This is a genomic window from Burkholderia sp. Bp9099 (assembly GCF_003857805.1).
Classification (GTDB): Bacteria; Pseudomonadota; Gammaproteobacteria; order Burkholderiales; family Burkholderiaceae; genus Burkholderia.
This window is the reverse complement of the sequence record NZ_QTPU01000007.1, coordinates 205,463-225,849: the sequence shown is the minus strand read 5'-3', so window position 1 is coordinate 225,849 and position 20,387 is coordinate 205,463. Positions and strand designations below refer to the sequence as shown.

Annotated in this window: 20 protein-coding genes; 6 read left to right on the top strand and 14 right to left on the bottom strand. The window is 68.0% G+C overall.

The annotated features are described in order from the left end of the window. Positions 1–40: 40 nt before the first annotated feature. From DIE17_RS10210 to DIE17_RS10205, 3 genes are all read right to left on the bottom strand, one after another. Positions 41–1,024: a thiamine pyrophosphate-dependent dehydrogenase E1 component subunit alpha gene (locus DIE17_RS10210; protein ID WP_044847260.1), complete on the bottom strand. Its 984-nt coding sequence runs from the start codon at positions 1,022–1,024 to the stop codon at positions 41–43. An 81-nt stretch (positions 1,025–1,105) separates the two neighbouring features. Next, positions 1,106–1,258: a hypothetical protein gene (locus DIE17_RS37335; RefSeq protein WP_185500396.1), complete on the bottom strand. Its 153-nt coding sequence runs from the start codon at positions 1,256–1,258 to the stop codon at positions 1,106–1,108. Next, positions 1,246–2,304 (bottom strand): ATP-NAD kinase family protein, encoded by a 1,059-nt coding sequence (locus DIE17_RS10205; RefSeq protein WP_124486287.1) that lies wholly within the window; start codon positions 2,302–2,304, stop codon positions 1,246–1,248. The genes DIE17_RS37335 and DIE17_RS10205 overlap by 13 nt, the downstream gene beginning before the upstream one ends. 523 nt (positions 2,305–2,827) lie before the next feature. Here DIE17_RS10205 and DIE17_RS10200 point away from each other — a divergent pair. Beyond that, complete coding sequence (locus DIE17_RS10200) at positions 2,828–4,759, top strand: sigma-54-dependent Fis family transcriptional regulator (protein WP_124520212.1); 1,932 nt, start codon at positions 2,828–2,830, stop codon at positions 4,757–4,759. A 46-nt stretch (positions 4,760–4,805) separates the two neighbouring features. Here DIE17_RS10200 and DIE17_RS10195 read toward each other — a convergent pair whose 3' ends face one another. Further along, positions 4,806–5,240 (bottom strand): carboxymuconolactone decarboxylase family protein, encoded by a 435-nt coding sequence (locus DIE17_RS10195; RefSeq protein ID WP_124486285.1) that lies wholly within the window; start codon positions 5,238–5,240, stop codon positions 4,806–4,808. Then, positions 5,224–5,685, bottom strand: coding sequence for a MerR family transcriptional regulator (locus DIE17_RS10190; protein ID WP_124520211.1), 462 nt, complete (start codon positions 5,683–5,685; stop codon positions 5,224–5,226). Before DIE17_RS10190 ends, DIE17_RS10195 begins: the two co-directional genes overlap by 17 nt. Positions 5,686–5,971: 286 nt before the next feature. Here DIE17_RS10190 and DIE17_RS10185 point away from each other — a divergent pair, with 286 nt between their 5' ends. After that, positions 5,972–6,583 (top strand): helix-hairpin-helix domain-containing protein, encoded by a 612-nt coding sequence (locus DIE17_RS10185; protein ID WP_124486283.1) that lies wholly within the window; start codon positions 5,972–5,974, stop codon positions 6,581–6,583. Positions 6,584–6,671: 88 nt separating this feature from the next. After that, on the top strand, positions 6,672–7,103 hold the full coding sequence (locus tag DIE17_RS10180; RefSeq protein ID WP_124486282.1) for a YidB family protein: 432 nt from the start codon (positions 6,672–6,674) through the stop codon (positions 7,101–7,103). Between the two features lie 122 nt (positions 7,104–7,225). Here DIE17_RS10180 and clpB read toward each other — a convergent pair whose 3' ends face one another. Both clpB and DIE17_RS10170 read right to left on the bottom strand, forming a co-directional pair. Beyond that, on the bottom strand, positions 7,226–9,823 hold the full coding sequence (gene clpB, locus DIE17_RS10175; protein ID WP_044847251.1) for an ATP-dependent chaperone ClpB: 2,598 nt from the start codon (positions 9,821–9,823) through the stop codon (positions 7,226–7,228). 156 nt (positions 9,824–9,979) lie between these two features. Further along, a complete protein-coding gene (locus DIE17_RS10170; RefSeq protein WP_124486281.1) occupies positions 9,980–10,498 on the bottom strand; it encodes an Rrf2 family transcriptional regulator in 519 nt (172 codons plus the stop codon). Between the two features lie 265 nt (positions 10,499–10,763). Here DIE17_RS10170 and DIE17_RS10165 point away from each other — a divergent pair, with 265 nt between their 5' ends. Next, positions 10,764–11,324, top strand: a complete 561-nt coding sequence (locus DIE17_RS10165; protein ID WP_124520210.1) for a group III truncated hemoglobin — start codon at positions 10,764–10,766, stop codon at positions 11,322–11,324. Positions 11,325–11,384: 60 nt separating this feature from the next. On the opposite strand, the gene DIE17_RS10160 is transcribed toward DIE17_RS10165, so the two are convergent. The 6 genes from DIE17_RS10160 to DIE17_RS10135 form a co-directional block, all read right to left on the bottom strand. Then, on the bottom strand, positions 11,385–11,861 hold the full coding sequence (locus tag DIE17_RS10160; RefSeq protein ID WP_124486280.1) for a molybdenum cofactor biosynthesis protein MoaE: 477 nt from the start codon (positions 11,859–11,861) through the stop codon (positions 11,385–11,387). Positions 11,862–11,969: 108 nt separating this feature from the next. Continuing rightward, on the bottom strand, positions 11,970–12,227 hold the full coding sequence (gene moaD / locus DIE17_RS10155; protein ID WP_006758354.1) for a molybdopterin converting factor subunit 1: 258 nt from the start codon (positions 12,225–12,227) through the stop codon (positions 11,970–11,972). A 19-nt stretch (positions 12,228–12,246) separates the two neighbouring features. Further along, entirely contained in the window at positions 12,247–13,494 is a 1,248-nt protein-coding gene (gene glp / locus DIE17_RS10150) for a gephyrin-like molybdotransferase Glp (RefSeq protein ID WP_124520209.1), read from the bottom strand. Positions 13,495–13,786: 292 nt separating this feature from the next. Continuing rightward, positions 13,787–15,238, bottom strand: a complete 1,452-nt coding sequence (gene thrC, locus DIE17_RS10145) for a threonine synthase (protein ID WP_124520208.1) — start codon at positions 15,236–15,238, stop codon at positions 13,787–13,789. Between the two features lie 14 nt (positions 15,239–15,252). Beyond that, a complete protein-coding gene (locus DIE17_RS10140) occupies positions 15,253–16,581 on the bottom strand; it encodes a homoserine dehydrogenase (RefSeq protein ID WP_124486278.1) in 1,329 nt (442 codons plus the stop codon). Between the two features lie 54 nt (positions 16,582–16,635). Next, positions 16,636–17,874 carry a pyridoxal phosphate-dependent aminotransferase gene (locus tag DIE17_RS10135; protein WP_124486277.1) on the bottom strand — a complete coding sequence of 413 codons (1,239 nt, stop codon included), beginning with the start codon at positions 17,872–17,874 and terminating at the stop codon, positions 16,636–16,638. A gap of 315 nt (positions 17,875–18,189) precedes the next feature. On the opposite strand from DIE17_RS10135, the gene DIE17_RS10130 reads away from it, so the two are divergent. Continuing rightward, a complete protein-coding gene (locus DIE17_RS10130; RefSeq protein ID WP_006754746.1) occupies positions 18,190–18,564 on the top strand; it encodes an Mth938-like domain-containing protein in 375 nt (124 codons plus the stop codon). Here DIE17_RS10130 and DIE17_RS37330 read toward each other — a convergent pair. Further along, positions 18,561–18,701 carry a hypothetical protein gene (locus tag DIE17_RS37330; protein WP_185640961.1) on the bottom strand — a complete coding sequence of 47 codons (141 nt, stop codon included), beginning with the start codon at positions 18,699–18,701 and terminating at the stop codon, positions 18,561–18,563. The genes DIE17_RS10130 and DIE17_RS37330 overlap by 4 nt on opposite strands. Here DIE17_RS37330 and DIE17_RS10125 point away from each other — a divergent pair. Continuing rightward, positions 18,700–20,376 carry a glycosyltransferase family 39 protein gene (locus tag DIE17_RS10125; RefSeq protein ID WP_124520207.1) on the top strand — a complete coding sequence of 559 codons (1,677 nt, stop codon included), beginning with the start codon at positions 18,700–18,702 and terminating at the stop codon, positions 20,374–20,376. The two genes, DIE17_RS37330 and DIE17_RS10125, sit on opposite strands and share 2 nt — an antisense overlap. The last annotated feature ends 11 nt before the right edge of the window (positions 20,377–20,387 follow it).

Here is a 20,387-nt window from a genome sequence, read left to right as displayed (position 1 = left end):
GCCGGCTGCGCCGGCCGCCGGCAGCTGTGTCAGAGCGCGCTCACGGGTACGACACGTACACGTCGGTCAGCAGGTCGGCCGCGTCGGGCAGCGGCGCGGCCTTCGCCTGCGCGACCGCATCGTCGATCAGCGCCTTCACCTGCGCATCGACCGCGCGCAGATCGTCGGTCGTCAGCACCTCGGCACGCACGACGCGCGCTTCGAAATGCTTCAGGCAGTCCTTCTCGTCGCGCAGCTTCTGCACTTCGCCCGGCGCGCGGTAGGTCTGCGCATCGCCTTCGAAATGGCCGAAGTAGCGCGTGAACTTCACCTCGACGAGCGTCGGGCCGCCGCCGTTGCGCGCGCGCGCGACGGCCTCGCCGAGCGCCTCGTGCACCGCGAAGAAGTCGAAGCCGTCGACGATCACGCCCGGCATCCCGAAGCCGTTCGCGCGGTCGGCGATGTTGTCCGTCGCGACCGACCAGCTCGACGACGTCGCTTCCGCATAGCCGTTGTTCTCCGCCACGAAGATCGCCGGCAGGCGCCACACCGACGCGAGGTTCATCGATTCGAAGATCACGCCCTGGTTCGACGCGCCGTCGCCGAAGAAGCACACGCCGACGCCGCCGGTCTTCTTGTGCTTGGCCGCGAGCGCCGCGCCGCACACGAGCGGGCCGCCCGCGCCGACGATCCCGTTCGCGCCGAGCATCCCCATCGCCAGGTCGGCGATGTGCATCGAGCCGCCCTTGCCGTGGCAGACGCCCGTTTTCTTGCCGTAGATCTCGGCCATCATCCCGTGCACGTCGACGCCTTTCGCGATGCAGTGGCCGTGCCCGCGGTGCGTGGTGGCGACGTAGTCCGCAAGTCCGAGATGCAGCATCGTGCCGACCGCGGAAGCCTCCTCGCCCGCGTACAGGTGAACGAAGCCGGGGATTTCGCCGGTCGCGAACTCGACGTGCAGGCGCTCCTCGAATTCGCGGATCGTGCGCATCAGCCGGTAGGCGTCCAGCAGCGTGTCCCTGCTGAGCTGTGTCGAAACGGTCATGTGTGTCTCCTGGATAGGTCTGACTGCGAATGCCGCCGCGACAATGCTGCGGCGACGGATTGCATGGCGGCCCTGCGGCCGTCAGTGAAACGTGACGCGCCCGTCGACGCGCGCGGCCCGCATGCGCGCGATGGCGACCGGTTCGTCGAAACGGGCTGTCATGGCGAAGTCTCCTTGTAGAAGGTTCGGAATCCGATCGAGATGTCGTCGCGAAGCCGCGATCAGAAGCGCCACGCGCCGGCATCGCGCAACAGCTGCCGCGACGACGCGTAACGCAGCGTGCGGCCGACATCGACCGTCAACGGCCCGCGCCAGTCGAGCGCGATCTCGTAGCGCTCGCCGCGCGCGACCTCGATCTCGCGCTCGCCGTCGAACGCGAGCGTGCCGTGCTCGAACGGGATCGTCTGCCACGCATTCGGCTCGAGCCGCTCGCAGCTGCGCATCACGACACGATCGACGCGGCCGGGCGCGATCGGCGCGACGAGCGGCGTGCCGGCGGTCTTGCCGTCGGCGGCGAAGCGCATCGCGAGCCCGTGCGGCGCGCTGCGCTCGAGCGGGGCCCACGCGCCGCCGAGCGCGGACAGGCCGATGCCGTCCGGCTCCGCAAACGTCAGGTAGAGCGTGTCGATGTCGTCGGGCCCCGAGATCGCGCGCGCACCGATGAAGCGCTGGCGGGCCGCGCATACGTCGACGAGCGCGATCTCCTCGCGCCCCGCGTTCGCGCCCGCCGCGCAGCGCACGACGAGCCGCTTGTTGCGCATGAACGCGACCTCCGCCGGCACGGCGCCGGTCGCGGCAAGTCCTGCCGCGACGCCCGCGACGGTCGCTTCGCGATGTTCGGGAAACGCATTGTTGGTGCCGGTGGACAGCGCGACGAGCGGCGTCGCGCCGCAATGCGCGGCGACCGCGCGATGCGTGCCGTCGCCGCCGAGCACGACGATCAGCGCGACTTCCAACCGTCGCATGTAGGCGGCACCGGCCTGCGTGTCGGCGACGGTGTCCGAGATCGGCAGGTCGACGAATTCGACGTCGGGCCAGCGCTCGTGCGGCGCGACCGCGCGATGCGTATCGAGCGCACGCATCAGCAGCGTCGCGATGCCCGTCTTGTCGCGCAAGGTCAGCACGCGCTCGACGCCCATCGCACCGAGGCCGGCGAGCAGGCGCACGACCATGTTGGCCTTTTCCGCCGTCGGGAATACGGATGCATGCGTCGTCAGGCGGCGAATGTCGCGCCCCGATGCGGGGTTCGCGATCACGCCGACGGTCACGGGCGTCGTCACGGGCTTGTCTCCATCCAGTGGGCCGGCGCTCGCGCGCCGGCCTTGCATGTGTCGTCCGCCGTCATCGAGGGCAGCGGATCGTCGTCGCCGACGCGATTGCGCCGGCTTGCCCGTGACATCTGCAAGCGGCGTGCCACCGTGTGTGCAATGACCGCGAAACCCGCGTGTGGACTGGCTCGGCCGGTACGCCAGGCATCGGCATCTGCTGCCGCGAGCGCCCGACGCCCTGCGAAACCGCCCGTGTGTCTCACGCGGTCGATCTCCTGGCGCGCCGGTTTCGGCGCCTTCATCCGGACCGCAATTTCGCCGGCAAGCCACGCGGCTCGCGGCGCGGCGCGCACCGCCGTGCGCCGGCCCACCGTTGCGCGCGGCCTGCCCGCGCGTCTCAGCCGCGCGAGACCGGCTGAGATACCGCTGAGACGACCGTCTCACGCCGCGCGCGTGCTGCGATGCAATGTGATCCGCGCAAGCGGATGTGCTACAAGAACATCGAATTCCCCGCCGTACGGAACCGGAGCCGATCATGCCCTACGCAGTCCCCCAGGCCCAGCACGCCGACCGTGTGCTCGGCGCGCTCGCCGGACGCCTGCCCGCGCCGGCCGACTCCGCGCGTCTCGTGTCGTCGTGGCAGCGCTCGCTCGAGCGCTACGCGCTCGACCCGGCGTCGTCGATCGGCCCGCGCGTGCTGACCGCGGCCGAGCTGCGCGAGGTGCGCGACAAGGAGGAGGCCTTCCTGCGCGCATCGGGCCAGTGCCTGACACGCCTGCACGACATGATTCGCGTCGCCGACTACTGCGTGATGCTGACCGACGCGCACGGCGTGACGATCGATTACCGGATCGACCGCGAACGCCGCAACGACTTCCGTCATGCGGGGCTGCACATCGGCTCGTGCTGGTCGGAAAGCGAGGAAGGCACCTGCGGCGTCGCGAGCGTGCTGACCGATCTCGCGCCGATCACCGTGCACAAGACCGACCACTTCCGCGCGGCGTTCACCACGCTCACCTGCAGCGCGGCCCCGATCTTCGCGCCGGGCGGCGAACTGATCGGCGTGCTCGATGCGTCGGCCGTCCAGTCGCCGGACGGCCGCGACAGCCAGCGTCTCGTGTACCAGCTCGTGCGGCAGAGCGCGGCGCTGATCGAGGATGGCTACTTCGTGCACAGCACCGCGCAGCACTGGATATTGTTCGGGCATCCGAATCGTCACTACGTCGAGGCGCAACCCGAATGGCTGATCGCGTTCGACGAATGCGGCAATATCGTCGCCGCGAACCGGACGGCGCGCGACGCGCTGCCGGCGCTGCGCGAACCGCGCCATATCGACGAGATCTTCGATGCGACCGAGATGCCGCTGCGCGACGCCGCGCGGCTCGATGCGATCGTCGCGCTGCGGCTGCGCGCGACGGGCGCCCCGCTCTACGCACGGCTGCGCGCGCCGCTACGGCGCGCCGGCCGCGAAACCGGCACGGCACGAGCCGCCCCGGCATCGCGCCGCCCCGGCACCGCGCAGCGCCACGTCGGCGCGCTGACGCCGTTCCTGCACAGCAGCGACGCGCGGGTCGCGCAGCAGGCCGAACTCGCGCTGCGTGTCGCGAGCAAGCGGCTGCCGATTCTCGTGCTTGGCGAAACCGGCGCGGGCAAGGAAGTGTTCGCCCGCGCGATCCACGACGCCGGTGCGCGACGCACACGGCCGTTCGTCGCGGTCAACTGCGGCGCGCTGCCCGAGGCGCTGATCGAAAGCGAGCTGTTCGGCTATGCGGCCGGTGCGTTCACCGGTGCGCGCAAGCACGGCGCGCGCGGCAAGATCGCGCTCGCCGACGGCGGCACGCTGTTCCTCGACGAAATCGGCGACATGCCGCTCACGCTGCAGACGCGCCTGCTGCGCGTGCTCGCCGACGGCGAGGTCGTCCCGCTCGGCAGCGATACGCCGGTGCGCGTCGATCTCGACGTGATCTGCGCGACGCACCGCGATCTCGCGCGGATGGTGGCCGACGGCACGTTCCGCGAGGATCTGTATTACCGGCTGAGCGGCGCGACGTTCGAACTGCCGCCGCTGCGCGAGCGCGCGGACGTGCGCGACGTGATCGCCGCGGTGTTCGCCGAGGAAGCGCAGGCGACCGGCCATGTGCTCACGCTCGACGCGACGCTCGCCGAGCAGCTCGCCGCGTATCCGTGGCCCGGCAACGTGCGGCAGCTGCGCAACGTGCTGCGCTATGCGTGCGCGGTGTGCGACGCCGCACGCGTGACGCGGCGCGACCTGCCCGCCGATCTCGCCGCGCAGCTCGGCGCGGGCCCGGCCGGCGCGCTGCCGGACGACGAACGCGGCCGCATCGTCGCGGCGCTCACCGCGCATCGCTGGCGGCCGGACGCTGCCGCGCAGGCGCTCGGCATCTCGCGCGCGACGTTGTACCGGCGGATCGCGAAACACCGGATCGTCGCGCCGCACCGCCTCTGAAGCATCTGATGCATCCGGTTCATCCGACGCACCGGCACGCGTCGCGTCACGCGGCGCGCGCGCCCGCTTCGGTCGTGCCGGCGTCCCGACCGGCCGCTTCATCGCGCCGCGTGAACACCTCGTGCGCGGCGAACAACGCGTTGAGGGCGGCCGGAAAACCCGCGTAGACGGCCATCTGCATGAACACCTCGACGATCTCGTCGCGCGTGCAGCCGACGTTCAGCGCCGCCTCGACATGCACCTTCAGTTGCGGCTGCGCGTTGCCGAGCGCGGCCAGCGCGGCGATCGTCGCGATCTCGCGCGCTTTCAGGTCGAGCTGCGGCCGGCTGTAGATGTCGCCGAAACCGAATTCGACGATCAGCCGCCCGAAGTCCGGCGCGATCGGCGCAAGCGACGCGATCACGCGTTCGCCCACTTCGCCGTCGATTTCCTTCAGCTTGTTCCAGCCGCGCGCATAGCGATCTTCAACGAGTCGTTCCATGGTGTCCGTCCTGTTCCGAGAATGAGTGAGTAGGGTTCGCCCGTCGTTCCGTCTCGCGTTCCTGCGTCTCGTAGTACGTGATCTTGTCGCCGATCGCGTCGAGGCTTGCCTGCAACTCCGCGATATGCGCGCGCACCGCGTCGCGATGCGCGACCAGCAAGTCCCGCCGCGCACCGAACGTCGACTCGCCTTGCGCACGCAGCGCCGCGAACTGCTGCATCTGCGCGATCGGCATGCCGGTCGCCTTCAGGCGCATCACGAAGCCCAGCCAGTCAAGATCGGCCGGCGCGTAGAGCCGGTGCCCGGCCGCCGTGCGCGAAATCGCGCGCAGCAGGCCGGCCTGCTCGTAATACCGCAGCGTATGCGTCGACACGCCGGTCAGTTCGGCGACTTGCCCGATCGTGAGCGGACCGGCGGTGGAGGATCTGGATACGGTTTTCGACATGGCAGGAACAAGGTTAGGAGTTAGAGTTCACTCTAAGTCAAGCGTTGTCGCACGGCCAAGTACAACAATTTGGAATCACCGCCGCGGACACCGTAAAGAATGGTCAAAACGGCCACCCGACGCGGCTTTCCGTCTTTACAGCGACGCAAGCCTTCAGCAAGATTCGGTCAGCCTGTCTCAAAAAGGGCACGCATTTGTCCTATGCTTAACGGCGACGCCCGGCCAGGCCTCGCCCCGCCGTCCGTTGCAACAGCCATTCATCCGTCAGAACCAGGGAGCCTTTGCCATGCTGAAAAAGCTGCTGATGCTGTTCGTCGCGCTATCGCTGTCGCTTGCCGCCGGCCTCGCCGCGGCCGTCGAAGTCAACACGGCCGACCAGGCCGCGCTCGAATCGGTGAAGGGCCTCGGCCCCGTGAAGTCGAAGGCGATCATCGACGAACGCACCAAGAACGGCCCGTTCAAGGACGCGGACGATCTCGCGAACCGCGTGAAGGGTCTCGGCACGAAGTCGGTCGGGCATCTGGAGGAAAACGGCCTGACGATCGGCGGCTCGTCGACGCCGCCGAAGGGCGTGAAGCTGTCGAAGCCGGCCGCGACGACCTCGTCGACCACGTCGGCCACGACGCCGGCAGGCACCGCTCCGACGTCGACGACCGCGACGGCCGGCACGACGGCTGCGGCACCTGCACCGGCCGCGAGCGCTCCGGAAGCGGCGACCAAGCCGGCCAAGGGCAAGCGCGCCTCGAAGAAGGAGAAGGCGGCCGCAGCCGCGGCGGCCTCCGCCGACGCGGGCGCGAGCGCGCCGGCCGCAGCGTCGTCCACGAAGGCGACGAAGGGTTCGAAGAAGAAGAGCAAGAAGGACAAGGCAGCCTCCGCCGCCGCGGCGTCGGGCGCCTGATGTGCGCCGCGTGCGCGATGGCGTGCGCGCGGCATTCGATCAACGGGCGCCGTCGTCACGGCGCCCTTTTCAGTAAAGGTGAAGAACCATGGGTCTCCTCGATATCGTTGGCGGTCTGCTCGGCGGCCAGGCCGGCGGCAACTCGCAAAGCGCGCTGATCGCGACCGCGCTCGAATTCATCAACAACCAGCCGGGCGGGCTGAACGGCCTGATCGAGAAGTTCCAGAAAGGCGGCGCCGGCGACGTGATCGGCTCGTGGGTCGGCACCGGCGAAAACCAGCCGATCTCGCCCGACACGCTGCAGAACGTGCTCGGCTCGGACGTCGTCGGTTCGCTCGCCAGCAAGATCGGCATCGATCCGGGCCAGGCCTCGTCGATCCTCGCGCAGGTGCTGCCGCACGTCGTCAACAGCGCGACGCCGAACGGCGAAGTGCCGGCCGGCGGCCAGATCGACACGTCGAACGTGCTCGGCACGCTCACGCAGCTCGCCGGCATGTTCGGCGGCAACAAGCAGGCCTGAGCCGCGCCGGCTGACGGCCTCGGCGGCGGTTTCGGCCGCCCCATATGCAAACACCCCGCCTGAGCGGGGTGTTTGTTTTTGCGTGCCCGGCGCGAACCGGACACGCGGCCGATTGCCGGCGATCAGTGCACGACGCGGTCGAACACGAACTGGCCGTCGTTGACGTCGACCGGGATCACGTCCTTCGGACCGAAGCGGCCCGCGAGGATCAGCTTCGCGACCGGGTTCTCGATCTCCTGCTGGATCGCGCGCTTCAGCGGCCGCGCGCCGAACACCGGATCGTAGCCGACCTTCGCGATCTGCTCGAGCGCCGCCGGCGACACGTCGAGCGCCATGTCGAGCTTCGCGAGCCGGTCGTGCAGGCGCGCGAGCTGGATCTTCGCGATCGACTCGATGTTGCTGCGATCGAGCGCGTGGAACACGACGACGTCGTCGATCCGGTTCAGGAACTCCGGACGGAAGTGCTGCTTCACTTCGAGCCACACGGCGTCCTTGATCTCTTCCTGCGGCGAACCCGTCATCGCCTGGATCACCTGCGAGCCGAGGTTCGACGTCATCACGATCACCGTGTTCTTGAAGTCGACCGTACGCCCCTGCCCGTCGGTCATGCGGCCGTCGTCGAGCACCTGCAGCAGCACGTTGAACACGTCCGGATGCGCCTTCTCGATCTCGTCGAGCAGGATCACGCTGTACGGCTTGCGGCGCACGGCTTCCGTCAGGTAGCCGCCTTCCTCGTAGCCGACGTAGCCCGGCGGCGCGCCGATCAGCCGCGCGACGCTGTGCTTCTCCATGAACTCGCTCATGTCGATGCGGATCAGGTGCTCTTCGGAATCGAACAGGAACGACGCCAGCGCCTTGCACAGCTCGGTCTTGCCGACCCCCGTCGGGCCGAGGAACAGGAACGAGCCGTACGGACGGTTCGGATCGGCGAGACCCGCGCGCGAACGACGGATCGCATCCGCGACCGCGCTGATCGCCTCGTCCTGGCCGACCACGCGCTCGTGCAGCTTCTCCTCGATGTGCAGCAGCTTCTCGCGTTCGCCCTGCATCATCCGCGACACCGGAATCCCGGTTGCGCGCGACACGACTTCCGCGATTTCTTCGGCGCCGACCTGCGTGCGGAGCAGCCGCGGACGCGTCGGGTTGTGCTGCTCCTGCTCTTCGGCCTGCGTGACCTGCTTCAGTCGCGACTCGAGTTGCGGCAGCTTGCCGTACTGCAGCTCGGCGACCTTCTCCAGCTTGCCTTCCCGCTGCAGACGCGCGATGTCGGCGCGCACCTTCTCGATCTCTTCCTTGAGCTGCGCGCTGCCCTGCACCGCGGCCTTCTCGGCGGTCCAGATCTCTTCCAGGTCAGCATATTCGCGGCCGAGCCGCTCGATCTCTTCCTCGATCAGCTGCAGGCGCTTCTGCGACGCTTCGTCCTGCTCCTTCTTCACGGCCTCGCGCTCGATCTTCAGCTGGATCAGCCGGCGATCGAGCTTGTCCATCTCTTCGGGCTTCGAATCGATTTCCATCTTGATCTTCGACGCAGCCTCGTCGATCAGGTCGATTGCCTTGTCCGGCAGGAAACGATCGGTGATGTAGCGATGCGACAGCTCGGCCGCGGCGACGATCGCCGGGTCGGTGATGTCGACGCCGTGGTGCAGTTCGTACTTCTCCTGCAGCCCGCGCAGGATCGCGATCGTCGCCTCGACGCTCGGCTCGTCGACGAGCACCTTCTGGAAGCGGCGCTCGAGCGCGGCATCCTTCTCGATGTACTTGCGGTATTCGTCGAGCGTGGTCGCGCCGATGCAGTGCAGCTCGCCGCGCGACAGCGCCGGCTTCAGCATGTTGCCCGCGTCCATCGCGCCTTCGGCCTTGCCGGCACCGACCATCGTGTGAATCTCGTCGATGAACACGATCGTCTGGCCTTCGTCCTTCGCGATGTCGTTGAGCACGGCCTTCAGGCGCTCCTCGAACTCGCCGCGATACTTCGCGCCGGCGAGCAGCGCGGCCATGTCGAGCGACAGCACGCGCTTGCCCTTCAGCGTCTCCGGCACTTCGCCGTTGACGATCCGCTGCGCGAGCCCTTCGACGATCGCGGTCTTGCCGACGCCCGGCTCGCCGATCAGCACCGGGTTGTTCTTGGTGCGGCGCTGCAGGATCTGGATCGAACGGCGGATTTCGTCGTCGCGGCCGATCACCGGATCGAGCTTGCCCGCGCGGGCGCGCTCGGTCAGGTCGACCGTGTATTTCTTCAGCGCCTCGCGCTGGCTTTCCGCGTCCTGGCTGTGCACCTGCGAGCCGCCGCGCACCGCGGCGATCGCGGCTTCGAGCGCCTTGCGCGTGAGGCCGTGCTGGCGGGCCAGCTTGCCGGCTTCGCCCTTGTCGTCGGACACGGCGAGCAGGAACATCTCGCTCGCGATGAACGTGTCGTTGAGCTTCTGCGCTTCCTTGTCGGCCTGGTTCAGCAGCCCGGCCAGCTCCCGGCCGATCTGGATGTCGCCGCCCGTTCCCGTCACTTGCGGCAGGCGCGAAATGGCTTCGTTCAGCGCGCCTTGCAGCGCCTGCACGTGAACGCCCGCGCGCGACATCAGCGAGCGGGCGGAGCCGTCCTGCTGCGCGACCAGCGCCGCCAGCACGTGAACGGGTTCGATGTATTGATTGTCGCGGCCTGCCGCGAGGCTTTGCGCGTCAGAGAGTGCTTCCTGGAACTTGGTGGTGAGCTTGTCGATTCTCATTTGGTGAGACCTCCAATTTTCGATTAACACCAAGATGAGGATGGTTATACGGGTTTCAAGCGGAATTCGGGTTGATTCAACGCAAAAATCGCCGGGCGGCGACCCGCCGGCCTGTGGGCGGGCCGCAGCGCGGACGGCGGGGATGGCGCCGGCGTGTCAGTCGCCCCTCGACGACGATTCGGCGGCCGCCGGCGCGTCATCCCCGGACGGTTCGGCGCGCACCCGCGCGATCGGACGAATGCCCAGCAGCGCGGCGAGCGGCGACGCGGGCACGCTCAGCTCGCCGAGCGTGTGGCGGTCGAGCTCGGCGAAGAATGCGTCGCGCGCGGCCGCCAGCACACCTTTCAGGCGGCACTGCGGCTCGATCACGCAGCCGCGCGCCTCGTCGCCGTCGGCCACGAAGCAGCCGACCAGCGCGAAATCGTTTTCGGTCGCGCGCACCACCTGGCCGACCGTCAGCTTCAGCGATTCGGGGAACAGCCGCAGCCCGCCGTTGCGGCCGCGCACGGTGTCGACCCAGCCGAGCTCGCCGAGCTGCTGCACGACTTTCATCAGATGGTTCTTCGAGATGCCGTAGGCGTCCGAGATCTCCTGGATCGTCGCGAGCCCCTCGCCGCGCACGGCGAGATACAACATGACGCGCAGCGAGTAGTCGGTGTAGTCGGTGAGTCTCATGAGCAGATACGGAAAATCGTCGATCGTGCCCCGCTCGGGCGAAGCGGGTCGATCGGAACGCGCGCGGGGGCGGCTGTCGAGGCCACCGACGACGCCGGGTTGCCGGGACGGCCTGCGCGCAATAAGATGCATGGAATCTGCGCATTTTTCAGGCAGGGGTGGACGCTATTTTGCGTCAAAATTCCGTCGGCGTCCTGCGCGTTGCCCCCGCCGCCGTTCCGCCGACATGTCACCGATGCCCTGAATTTCCCGGCCCTTTTTTGCCATGACCGCCCTGCCCGCCACACCCGATACCGCCCCGGCCCGCCCGCGCGACGCCGAACCGACCGAAGACAACATCCGCGACCTCGTGTACGCGTTCTACGACCGCGTGCGCGCCGATCCGCTGCTGGGCCCCGTGTTCGACGCGAAGCTGGACGGCCGCTGGGACGAGCATCTGCCGAAGATGGTGAGCTTCTGGTCGAGCCTCGTGCTCGGCACCAAGAGCTATCGCGGCAACGTGCAGCAGGCGCACCAGCCGCTCGACGGGATCGAGCCCGCGCATTTCAGCCGCTGGCTGTCGCTGTTCCTGAAGACCGTCGAGGGCCGCTACACGCCGCCCGCGGCCATCCGCTTCATGGAGCCCGCGCTGCGGATCGCGCAGAGCCTGCAGCTGAGCCGCTTCGGCTGGGATTACCCGATTCCGCCCGAGCAGCAGGCGCTGCTCGACGCGATCGCGCCGCGCCGCCGCGACACGGGCGACGATCCGCATGCGCTGCCGTCACGCGCCCGCGGCGAACCGTTTCCGGCGAGGATCATCGGACGCGGCACGGATCCGGACGCCTGATACGACGATTCGCAGCGCTCGAACCCTCGAGCGCCTGCGGCACATCGCCGCACGACGCGCTCAACGCGGCGTGTTGCCCGATTCGACGCCCCAGCGCGCGAGCGCCGCATCGTCGGTACTGCGGGCATCGACCCAGCGCTCGCCGTCCGGCGTTGTTTCCTTCTTCCAGAACGGCGCCTCGGTCTTCAGGTAGTCCATCACGAATTCGCACGACGCGAACGCGTCGCCGCGATGCGACGCGACCGTCGCGACCATCACGATCTGGTCGAGCGGCAGCAGCCGGCCGACGCGGTGCACGATCGCGACGTCGATCCCGGGCCAGCGCCGGCCGGCCTCGGCGGCGATCTTCTCGAGCGCCTTCTCGGTCATCCCCGGATAGTGCTCGAGTTCCATCGCGGCGACCGAATCGCCTTCGTTCAGGTCGCGCACGGTGCCGACGAAGCATGCGACCGCGCCGATCTTCGGGTTGCGCGCGCGCAGTGCCGCGACTTCGGTGTTCAGGTCGAAGTCGTCGGTCTGGATTCGTATCGTTGCCATCATCTGCCTCTGTCGACCAGAGTTGGCGCTTTAGCGCTTACTCTGGTCCCATGCTTTGCGGTCGACCAGAGTTAGCGCTTTAGCACCTACTCTGCTCCCATCCAAAGCTCAACCGCCCGTCACCGGCGGAAAGAACGCGACCTCGCAACCGTCGGTGAGCCGCGTATCGGGATCGGTCATCTCGTGATTGCATGCCATGCGCAACGCGCGCCCTTCGGCGAGCGTTTCGGCCCACGCGCCGCCGCGCAGGCGCAGCCACGCGCGCACGTCGCCGACGGTCGTCACGCCGTCCGGCACGTCGGCCTGCTCGTCGGACACGCCCAGCGCCTCGCGCACGCTTGCAAAGAATTTCAGCTGAATCTTCATAAGTCGGGAAGCCGTCGTATTACGACAGCAGTTCGGAAAACGGAATGAAACGCACGGTCTCGCCCGCGCTGATCGCGTGCTGCGGCGGATTGTCGATCAGTCCGTCGCCCCAGACCGTCGACGTCAGCACCGCCGAGCTCTGGTTCGGGAACAGGTCGAGGCCGCCGGCCGCGTTGACGCGCGCGCGCAGGAATTCGTTGCGCCGGTCACCCTTGCCTTGCGAGAAGTCCGCGCGCAGCGACAGCGCGCGCGGCGTGACGTCGCGCACGCCGGACAGGCGCAGCAGGAACGGCCGCACGAACAGCAGAAACGTGACGAAGCTCGACACGGGGTTGCCCGGCAGCCCGATGAAATGGGCGTCGGGACGCGCGTCGCCGCGGCGCACCGCGCCGAACGCGAGCGGCTTGCCCGGCTTCATCGCGATCTGCCACAGCGCGAGCCGCCCTTCGGCCTCGACGGCCGGCTTCACGTGATCCTCGTCGCCGACCGATACGCCGCCGCTTGTCAGGATCACGTCGTGATCGCGCGCGGCCTCGCGCAGCGTGTCGCGGGTCGCCGCGAGCGAGTCGGGCACGATCCCGTAATCGGTCACGTGGCAACCGAGCCGCTCGAGCAGCCCGCGCAGCGTGAAGCGGTTCGAGTTGTAGATCGCGCCGGGCTTCAGCGGCTCGCCCGGCATCGTCAGTTCGTCGCCGGTGAAGAACACCGCGACGCGAATCCGCCGCGCGACCGACAGCTGCGCGCAGCCGACCGACGCGGCCAGCCCGAGCGCCTGCGGCGTGAGCCGCGTGCCGGACGGCAGGATCACCGAACCCTGGCGGATGTCCGCGCCCTGCGCGGTGATCCATTCACCGGCCTTCGGCGTGTGCAGGATCTCGACCGCATCGCCGTCGGCCGACGTCTGTTCCTGCATCACGACGGCGTCGGCGCCGGGCGGCACCGTCGCGCCGGTGAAGATCCGCGCGGCCGTGCCCGCCGCGAGCGGCGCGGCCGGATGGCCGGCCGGAATCCGCTGCGACACCGGCAGGCGCCGCTCGCCGTGCAGCAGGTCGGCGACGCGCACCGCGTAGCCGTCCATCGCGCTCGTATGCATCGGCGGCACGTCGAGCGGCGAACTCACGTCGGCCGCCAGCACGCGGCCGAGCGCGTCGAGCGTGGCGACGGTTTCGGCGCCGGGCAACGGCTTCGCGGCTTCGAGCAGCGCGGCGAGCGCCTCGGCGGTCGACAGCATCGGCGCGCGCGGCGCCGCGGGATTCGGGTTCGACATCGATGGAATCGGGGAAACGTTGGAGTCAATACGTCATTGTAGCGACGCCGTCGCGCCCACGCGCGATATGCCGGACATGCGGCAACTGTGATCGGCGCGAACACGCGGCACTGGCACTCGTTTCGATTTACTTGTTTCGATTCGCGCGCCGTCGGACGGCGCGCCCGTACGCGGCCGCGGCCCAACCCAAACAAAACGGCCGGAACCCCGATCCGTGCGACGAATCGGCATTCCGGCCGTGCTGCGCCGACGGGCTTGCGACCCCGCGGCACGGTGCTACCCCGGTGCTACGTCATGCGCCCGTATGCGCGACGATGAAGTCCTTCACCTGCTGCGCGTCGGCCTTCACGACCTCGAAACGCTGCGGCAGCGCCTCGAGCCCGTCGAATGCAGCCGGCCGCTCGGCCTCGCGATCGAGCGCTTCGCGGATCGTCTCGCCGAACTTGATCGGCTGGGCCGTCTCGAGCACGACCATCGGCACGCCCGCGTCGAGATGCTCGCGCGCGACCTTCACGCCGTCGGCCGTGTGCGTATCGATCATCGTGTCGTAGCGCGAGAACACGTCGCGGATCGTCGCGATACGGTCCGTGTGGCTGCTGCGGCCCGACACGAAGCCGAACTCGGCGACGCGCGCGAAATCGCCGCTCGCCGCGAGATCGAAACCACCCTTCTCCTCGACGTCGCGGAACAGCTGCATCACGCGGGCCGGATCGCGGCCGAGCAGGTCGAACACGAAGCGCTCGAAGTTCGATGCCTTCGAGATGTCCATGCTCGGGCTGCTCGTGTGATAGGTGTTTTCCGCGCTGCGCACGCGGTATGCGCCGGTGCGGAAGAACTCGTCGAGCACGTCGTTCTCGTTGGTCGCGACCACGAGCTTCGCGATGGGCAGGCCCATCATCCGCGCGATGTGACCCGCGCAGACGTTGCCGAAGTTGCCCGACGGCACCGTAAACGACACGCGCTCGTCGTTCGACGTCGTCGCCGCGAAATAGCCCTTGAAGTAGTACACGACCTGCGCGACGACGCGCGCCCAGTTGATCGAGTTGACCGTGCCGATCTTCTGCTGCGCCTTGAACGCGTGATCGTTCGAGACAGCCTTCACGATGTCCTGGCAGTCGTCGAACACGCCTTCGACCGCGAGGTTGAAGATGTTCGGATCCTGCAGGCTGAACATCTGGGCGGTCTGGAACGCGCTCATCTTCTTGTGCGGCGACAGCATGAACACGCGCACGCCTGCCTTGCCGCGCATCGCGTACTCGGCCGCGCTGCCGGTGTCGCCCGACGTCGCGCCGAGGATGTTCAGCGCTTCGCCGTGCTTCGCGAGCGTGTACTCGAACAGGTTGCCGAGCAGCTGCATCGCCATGTCCTTGAACGCGAGCGTCGGGCCGTTCGACAGTTCGAGCAGCGACAGCGCCGCGCCGTTCTCGGTGCCGAGCGTCTTCAGCGGCGTGATGTCGGACGCGTTCTCGCCGTGACGCGTGTTGCTGTATACGGCGGCCGTATAGGTGCGGCGCGTGATCGCGTGCAGGTCGTCGGCCGGCACGTCGTCGCAGAACTTCGACAGGATCTCGAACGCGAGATCCGCGTACGGCAGCGTGCGCCAGCGCGCGAGTTCGTCGGCCGACACCTGCGGGTATTCGGCCGGCAGGTACAGCCCGCCGTCCTTCGCAAGGCCGCCGAGCAGGATGTCGGAGAACGTGTGGCGCTCGCCGATGCCGGCGCCGCGCGTGGAGATGTAGTTCATGTCGTTCCTGGTCCTCAGTTCAGCGCTTCCATACGCAGCTTCGTCACCTTCGAGACCACCGTCGCGAGGCTCTCGATCTGCGCGATCGCCGCGTTCACGTGCTTCTCGAGCGTCTCGTGCGTGATCAGGATGATGTCGGTTTCGCCGTTCGCGTCGTCGACCTGCTCCGATTCCTTCTGCAGCAGCGCGTCGATCGAGATGCCCGTGGCGGCGAGGATGCGCGTGATGTCCGCGAGCACGCCGGTCTGGTCGGCCACGCGCAGGCGCAGGTAGTAGCCGCTCGTCACTTCCTCGATCGGCAGGATCGGCGTGTTCGACAGGCTGTCCGGCTGGAACGCGAGATGCGGCACGCGATGCTCGGGGTCGGCCGTGTGCAGGCGCGTGACGTCGACGAGATCCGCGACGACCGCCGACGCGGTCGGTTCCGCGCCCGCGCCCTTGCCGTAGTACAGCGTCGTGCCGACCGCGTCGCCGTGCACGACGACCGCGTTCATCGCGCCCTCGACGTTCGCGAGCAGGCGCTTCTCCGGAATCAGCGTCGGGTGCACGCGCAGCTCGATGCCGTTTTCGGCGCGGCGCGCGATGCCGAGCAGCTTGATCCGGTAGCCGAGCTCTTCCGCGTAGCGGATGTCGGTCGCGTCGAGCTTGCTGATGCCTTCGACGTAGGCACGGTCGAACTGGACCGGCACGCCGAACGCGATCGCGCTCATGATGGTCGCCTTGTGCGCGGCGTCGACGCCTTCGATGTCGAAGGTCGGATCGGCTTCCGCATAGCCGAGCTCCTGCGCGGCCTTCAGCGCGGTCGCGAAGTCGAGGCCGCGGTCGCGCATTTCCGACAGGATGTAGTTCGTCGTGCCGTTGATGATGCCGGCGATGTACTGGATGCGGTTCGCGGTCAGGCCTTCGCGCAGCGCCTTGATGATCGGGATGCCGCCGGCGACGGCCGCCTCGAACGCGACCATCACGCCCTTCTCGCGCGCGGCCTCGAAGATCTCGGTGCCGTGTACCGCGAGCAGCGCCTTGTTCGCCGTCACGACGTGCTTGCCGTTCGCGATCGCGCGCAGCACGAGCTCGCGTGCGATGCCCGTGCCGCCGATCATCTCGGCGATGATCGAGATCGACGGATCGTCGACGACCGCGTTGAAATCGTCGGTGATCTGCGCGGCGCCGGCGTTACCGCCGAGCGCGGCCTGCGCCTTGGCCGGATTGCGCACGGCAATGCGCGCGATCTCGATGCCGCGCCCCGCGCGTCGCTTGATTTCTTCCTGGTTGCGGTGCAGCACCGTGAAGGTGCCGCTGCCGACGGTGCCGAAGCCCAACAGGCCAACTTTGATCGGTTCCATGCTGCGTGTGATCGATGAGTAAGAATTGAATGAATGCCGGGGGACGCTGTCCGCTCAGACCGAATGACGCTTGCGGTAGCCGTCGAGGAAGCGCGCGATCCGGTTGATCGAATCGGTCAGGTCGTCGAGGTTCGGCAGGAAGACCACGCGGAAGTGATCCGGCGCCGCCCAGTTGAAGCCCGTCCCCTGCACGAGCAGCACGCGTTCCTCGAGCAACAGGTCGAGGATGAACTGCTGGTCGTTCTGGATCGGATAAAGCTTCGGATCGAGGCGCGGGAACATGTACAGCGCGGCCTGTGGCTTCACGCAGGTCACGCCGGGAATCGACGTGAGCATGTCGTACGCGAGCTCGCGCTGCTTGAAGAGGCGCCCGCTCGGCACGATCAGCTCGTTGATGCTCTGGTAGCCGCCGAGCGCGGTCTGGATCGCGAACTGCCCGGGCACGTTCGCGCACAGGCGCATCGACGACAGGATCCCGAGGCCTTCCAGGTAATCCTTCGCGCGCCGGCGGTTGTCGCCGCCGAGGCCCGACACGGCCATCCAGCCCGCGCGGTAGCCGCACGAGCGATAGCTTTTCGACAGGCTGTTGAACGTGACGGTGATCACGTCTTCCGACAGCGAGCCCAGCGCCGTGTGCTCGAGCCCGTCGTAGACGATCTTGTCGTAGACCTCGTCGGCGAACACGATCAGCCCGTGCTGACGCGCGATCTCGAGCAATTCGAGCAGCAATTCGTCGGAATAAAGCGCGCCGGTCGGGTTGTTCGGGTTGATCACGACGATCGCCTTGGTGTTCGGCGTGATCTTGCGGCGGATGTCGTCGAGGTCGGGCATCCACGCGTTCTGCTCGTCGCACACGTAGTGCACGGGCGTGCCGCCCGACAGGCTCACGGCGGCCGTCCACAGCGGGTAGTCGGGCGCCGGCAGCAGCACTTCGTCGCCGTCGTTCAGCAGCGCCTGGGTCGCCATCACGATCAGCTCGGACGCGCCGTTGCCGATGTAGATGTCGTCGAGGCCGACACCGACGACGCCCTTTTGCTGCGTGTAGTGCATCACGGCCTTGCGGGCCGAGAACACGCCCTTCGAATCCGAATAGCCGGACGACGCCGGCAGGTTGCGGATCATGTCCTGGATGATTTCGTCCGGCGCGTCGAAACCGAACGGCGCGAGGTTGCCGATGTTCAGCTTGATGATGCGGTGGCCTTCTTCCTCGAGGCGCTTCGCGTGCTCGAGCACCGGGCCACGGATGTCGTAGCAGACGTTGAGCAGCTTGTTCGACTTCTGAATCGGTTTCACGACGACACGGTTCCTGGGTTGGCCTTGCGGCCGGGGGACGGGATCAAAACTGGAGAGCGGCTGGTCTATGCGCGCTGTCTAGACTGGGGAAAATGCGGGCAGTCGGACGCGGCTTGTGGCGACGCACGATGCAAGTGGCGCCCGGGGGCGACCAAAAAGTTATAATTTAGCGGATTTTGGCCACCTTTCGCAATGCACCATGGCCGCTCCGGGCCCGCGCCGTCAGGCGTCCCGCGTGCGCCGGTCGCGAAACGGCCGCCCGGGCCCGTGCGGCCCTTGCCAGACCTTCCCTCCACGGAACCGCGGAATACCGATTTGAAACTGCACCAGGACACGAGCGGCGCGCTCAACACCGTCACCGGCTACGGCCCCGATTATGTCGACGTCAACCTCCAACGCCACGAAGGGAGCGTCATCGTGCTGCCCGGCGCGCCGGTGCGGGACTGGCCCGTATCGTCGTTCGACGCGCTCGCGCCCGAGCATTTCGCGATGCTGCTCGACCCGGCCCCCGAACTCGTGATCTTCGGCAGCGGCGCGCGGCTGCGCTTCCCGCACCCGCGCCTCGTGGCCGCGCTGACGGCCAAGCGGATCGGCGTCGAGACGATGGATTTCCAGGCCGCCTGCCGGACCTACAACATCCTGATGGCTGAGGGCCGCAAAGTGGCCGCCGCGCTCTTAATTGAACGTTAATCCCCGATGCGGTAAAACTCGGGCCGGCACACCGGGTCGATCCCCGGATCATCACGCGGATCGGCAACCGGCAAGCCGGCCGCCGCCGGCGCGACCCGCTGGCGGCGCTTACAACAACCAACAGGCTGAAAATTCATGAACGATACGCCGTCGAGGCTACCGCTCAATCGCATCACGCTCGTCCTCCTGCTCGTCGCGCTCGCGATCGTCTGGTTCGCGCCGCTCGGGCTGCGCCACCTGATCCCGAGCGACGAAGGCCGCTACGCGGAAATGGCGCGGGAAATGTTCGTCACCGGCGACTGGATCACGCCGCGCTACAACGGCTACAAGTATTTCGAGAAGCCGCCGCTGCAGACCTGGCTGAACGCGCTGACGTTCGCCTGGTTCGGCATCGGCGAATGGCAGGCGCGCCTGTACACGGGCCTCGCCAGCTTCGCCGGCGTGCTGCTGGTCGGCTTCACGGGCGCGCGCCTGTTCAACCCGCTGTCCGGCTTGCTCGCGGCCGTCGTGCTCGCGTGCTCGCCGTACTGGAACCTGATGGGCCACTTCAACGCCCTCGACATGGGGCTCGCGTTCTGGATGGCGCTGTCGCTCTGCTCGCTGCTGCTCGCGCAGCGGCCCGGGCTGCCGGCGGGCGCGGTGCGCGGCTGGATGTGGGCGTGCTGGGCCGCGATGGCGTTCGCCGTGCTGTCCAAGGGCCTCGTCGGCCTGATCCTGCCCGGCGCCGTACTGGTGCTCTATACGCTGATCGCCCGCGACTGGGCACTGTGGAAGCGACTCTACCTGGTCAGCGGCCTCGTGATCTTCTTCGCGATCGTCACGCCGTGGTTCGTGCTCGTCCAGCAGCGCAACCCCGAGTTCTTCAATTTCTTCTTCATCGTCCAGCAGTTCCGCCGTTACCTGACCCCGGAGCAGAACCGCCCGGGCCCGTTCTACTATTTCGTGCCGGTGCTGCTGGTCGGCTTCCTGCCGTGGCTGTCGGTCGCGTGGCAGAGCATCCGCCATGCGCTGCGCATGCCGCGCCAGCCGAACGGCTTCTCGCCGATGCTCGTGCTGCTGATCTGGAGCGCGTTCATCTTCCTGTTCTTCAGCACGTCGCACTCGAAGCTGATCTCGTACGTGCTGCCGGTCGCGCCGGCGCTCGCGCTGATCATCGGCGCGTACCTGCCGCTGATGAGCGCCGACCGGTTCCGTCGCCACCTGCTCGGCTACCTCGTGTTCTTCGTCGTCGCGGCGTTCGGGATCATCTTCCTCGCGTATCAGGGCGACGCCCGCACGCCGAACGCGCTGTATCGTGCGTTCCAGGTGTGGCTGTACGCGGGCCTCGCGGTCGCGGGCGCGCTGACGCTCGCGGCCGCCTGGCTGAACCGCCGCGTGGGCGTCGCGGCCGCGATCACCGCGTTCGGCGCCGCGTGGCTCGCGTTCGGCACGATCGGCGGCACCGGTCACGACGAATTCGGCCGCTACAGCTCGGGCGCGCTGCTCGCGCCCGCCGTGCGCGCCGAACTGGCGAAGCTGCCGCCTGACACGCCGTTCTACTCGATCGAGATGCTCGATCACACGTTCCCGTTCTATATGGGCCACACGACGATCATGGTCCAGCGCCAGGACGAGCTCGCATTCGGCATCTCGGTCGAGCCGGACAAGTGGATCCCGACCGTCGACCAATGGATCGAACGCTGGAAGCAGGACACCCATGCGCTCGCGATCATGCCGCCCGGCCAGTACGACACGCTGGTCAGGCAAGGCGTGCCGATGCGCGTGATCGCGCGCGACAACCGCCGCGTGATCGTCGAGAAACCGCAATCGTAAGGACGCCCGCC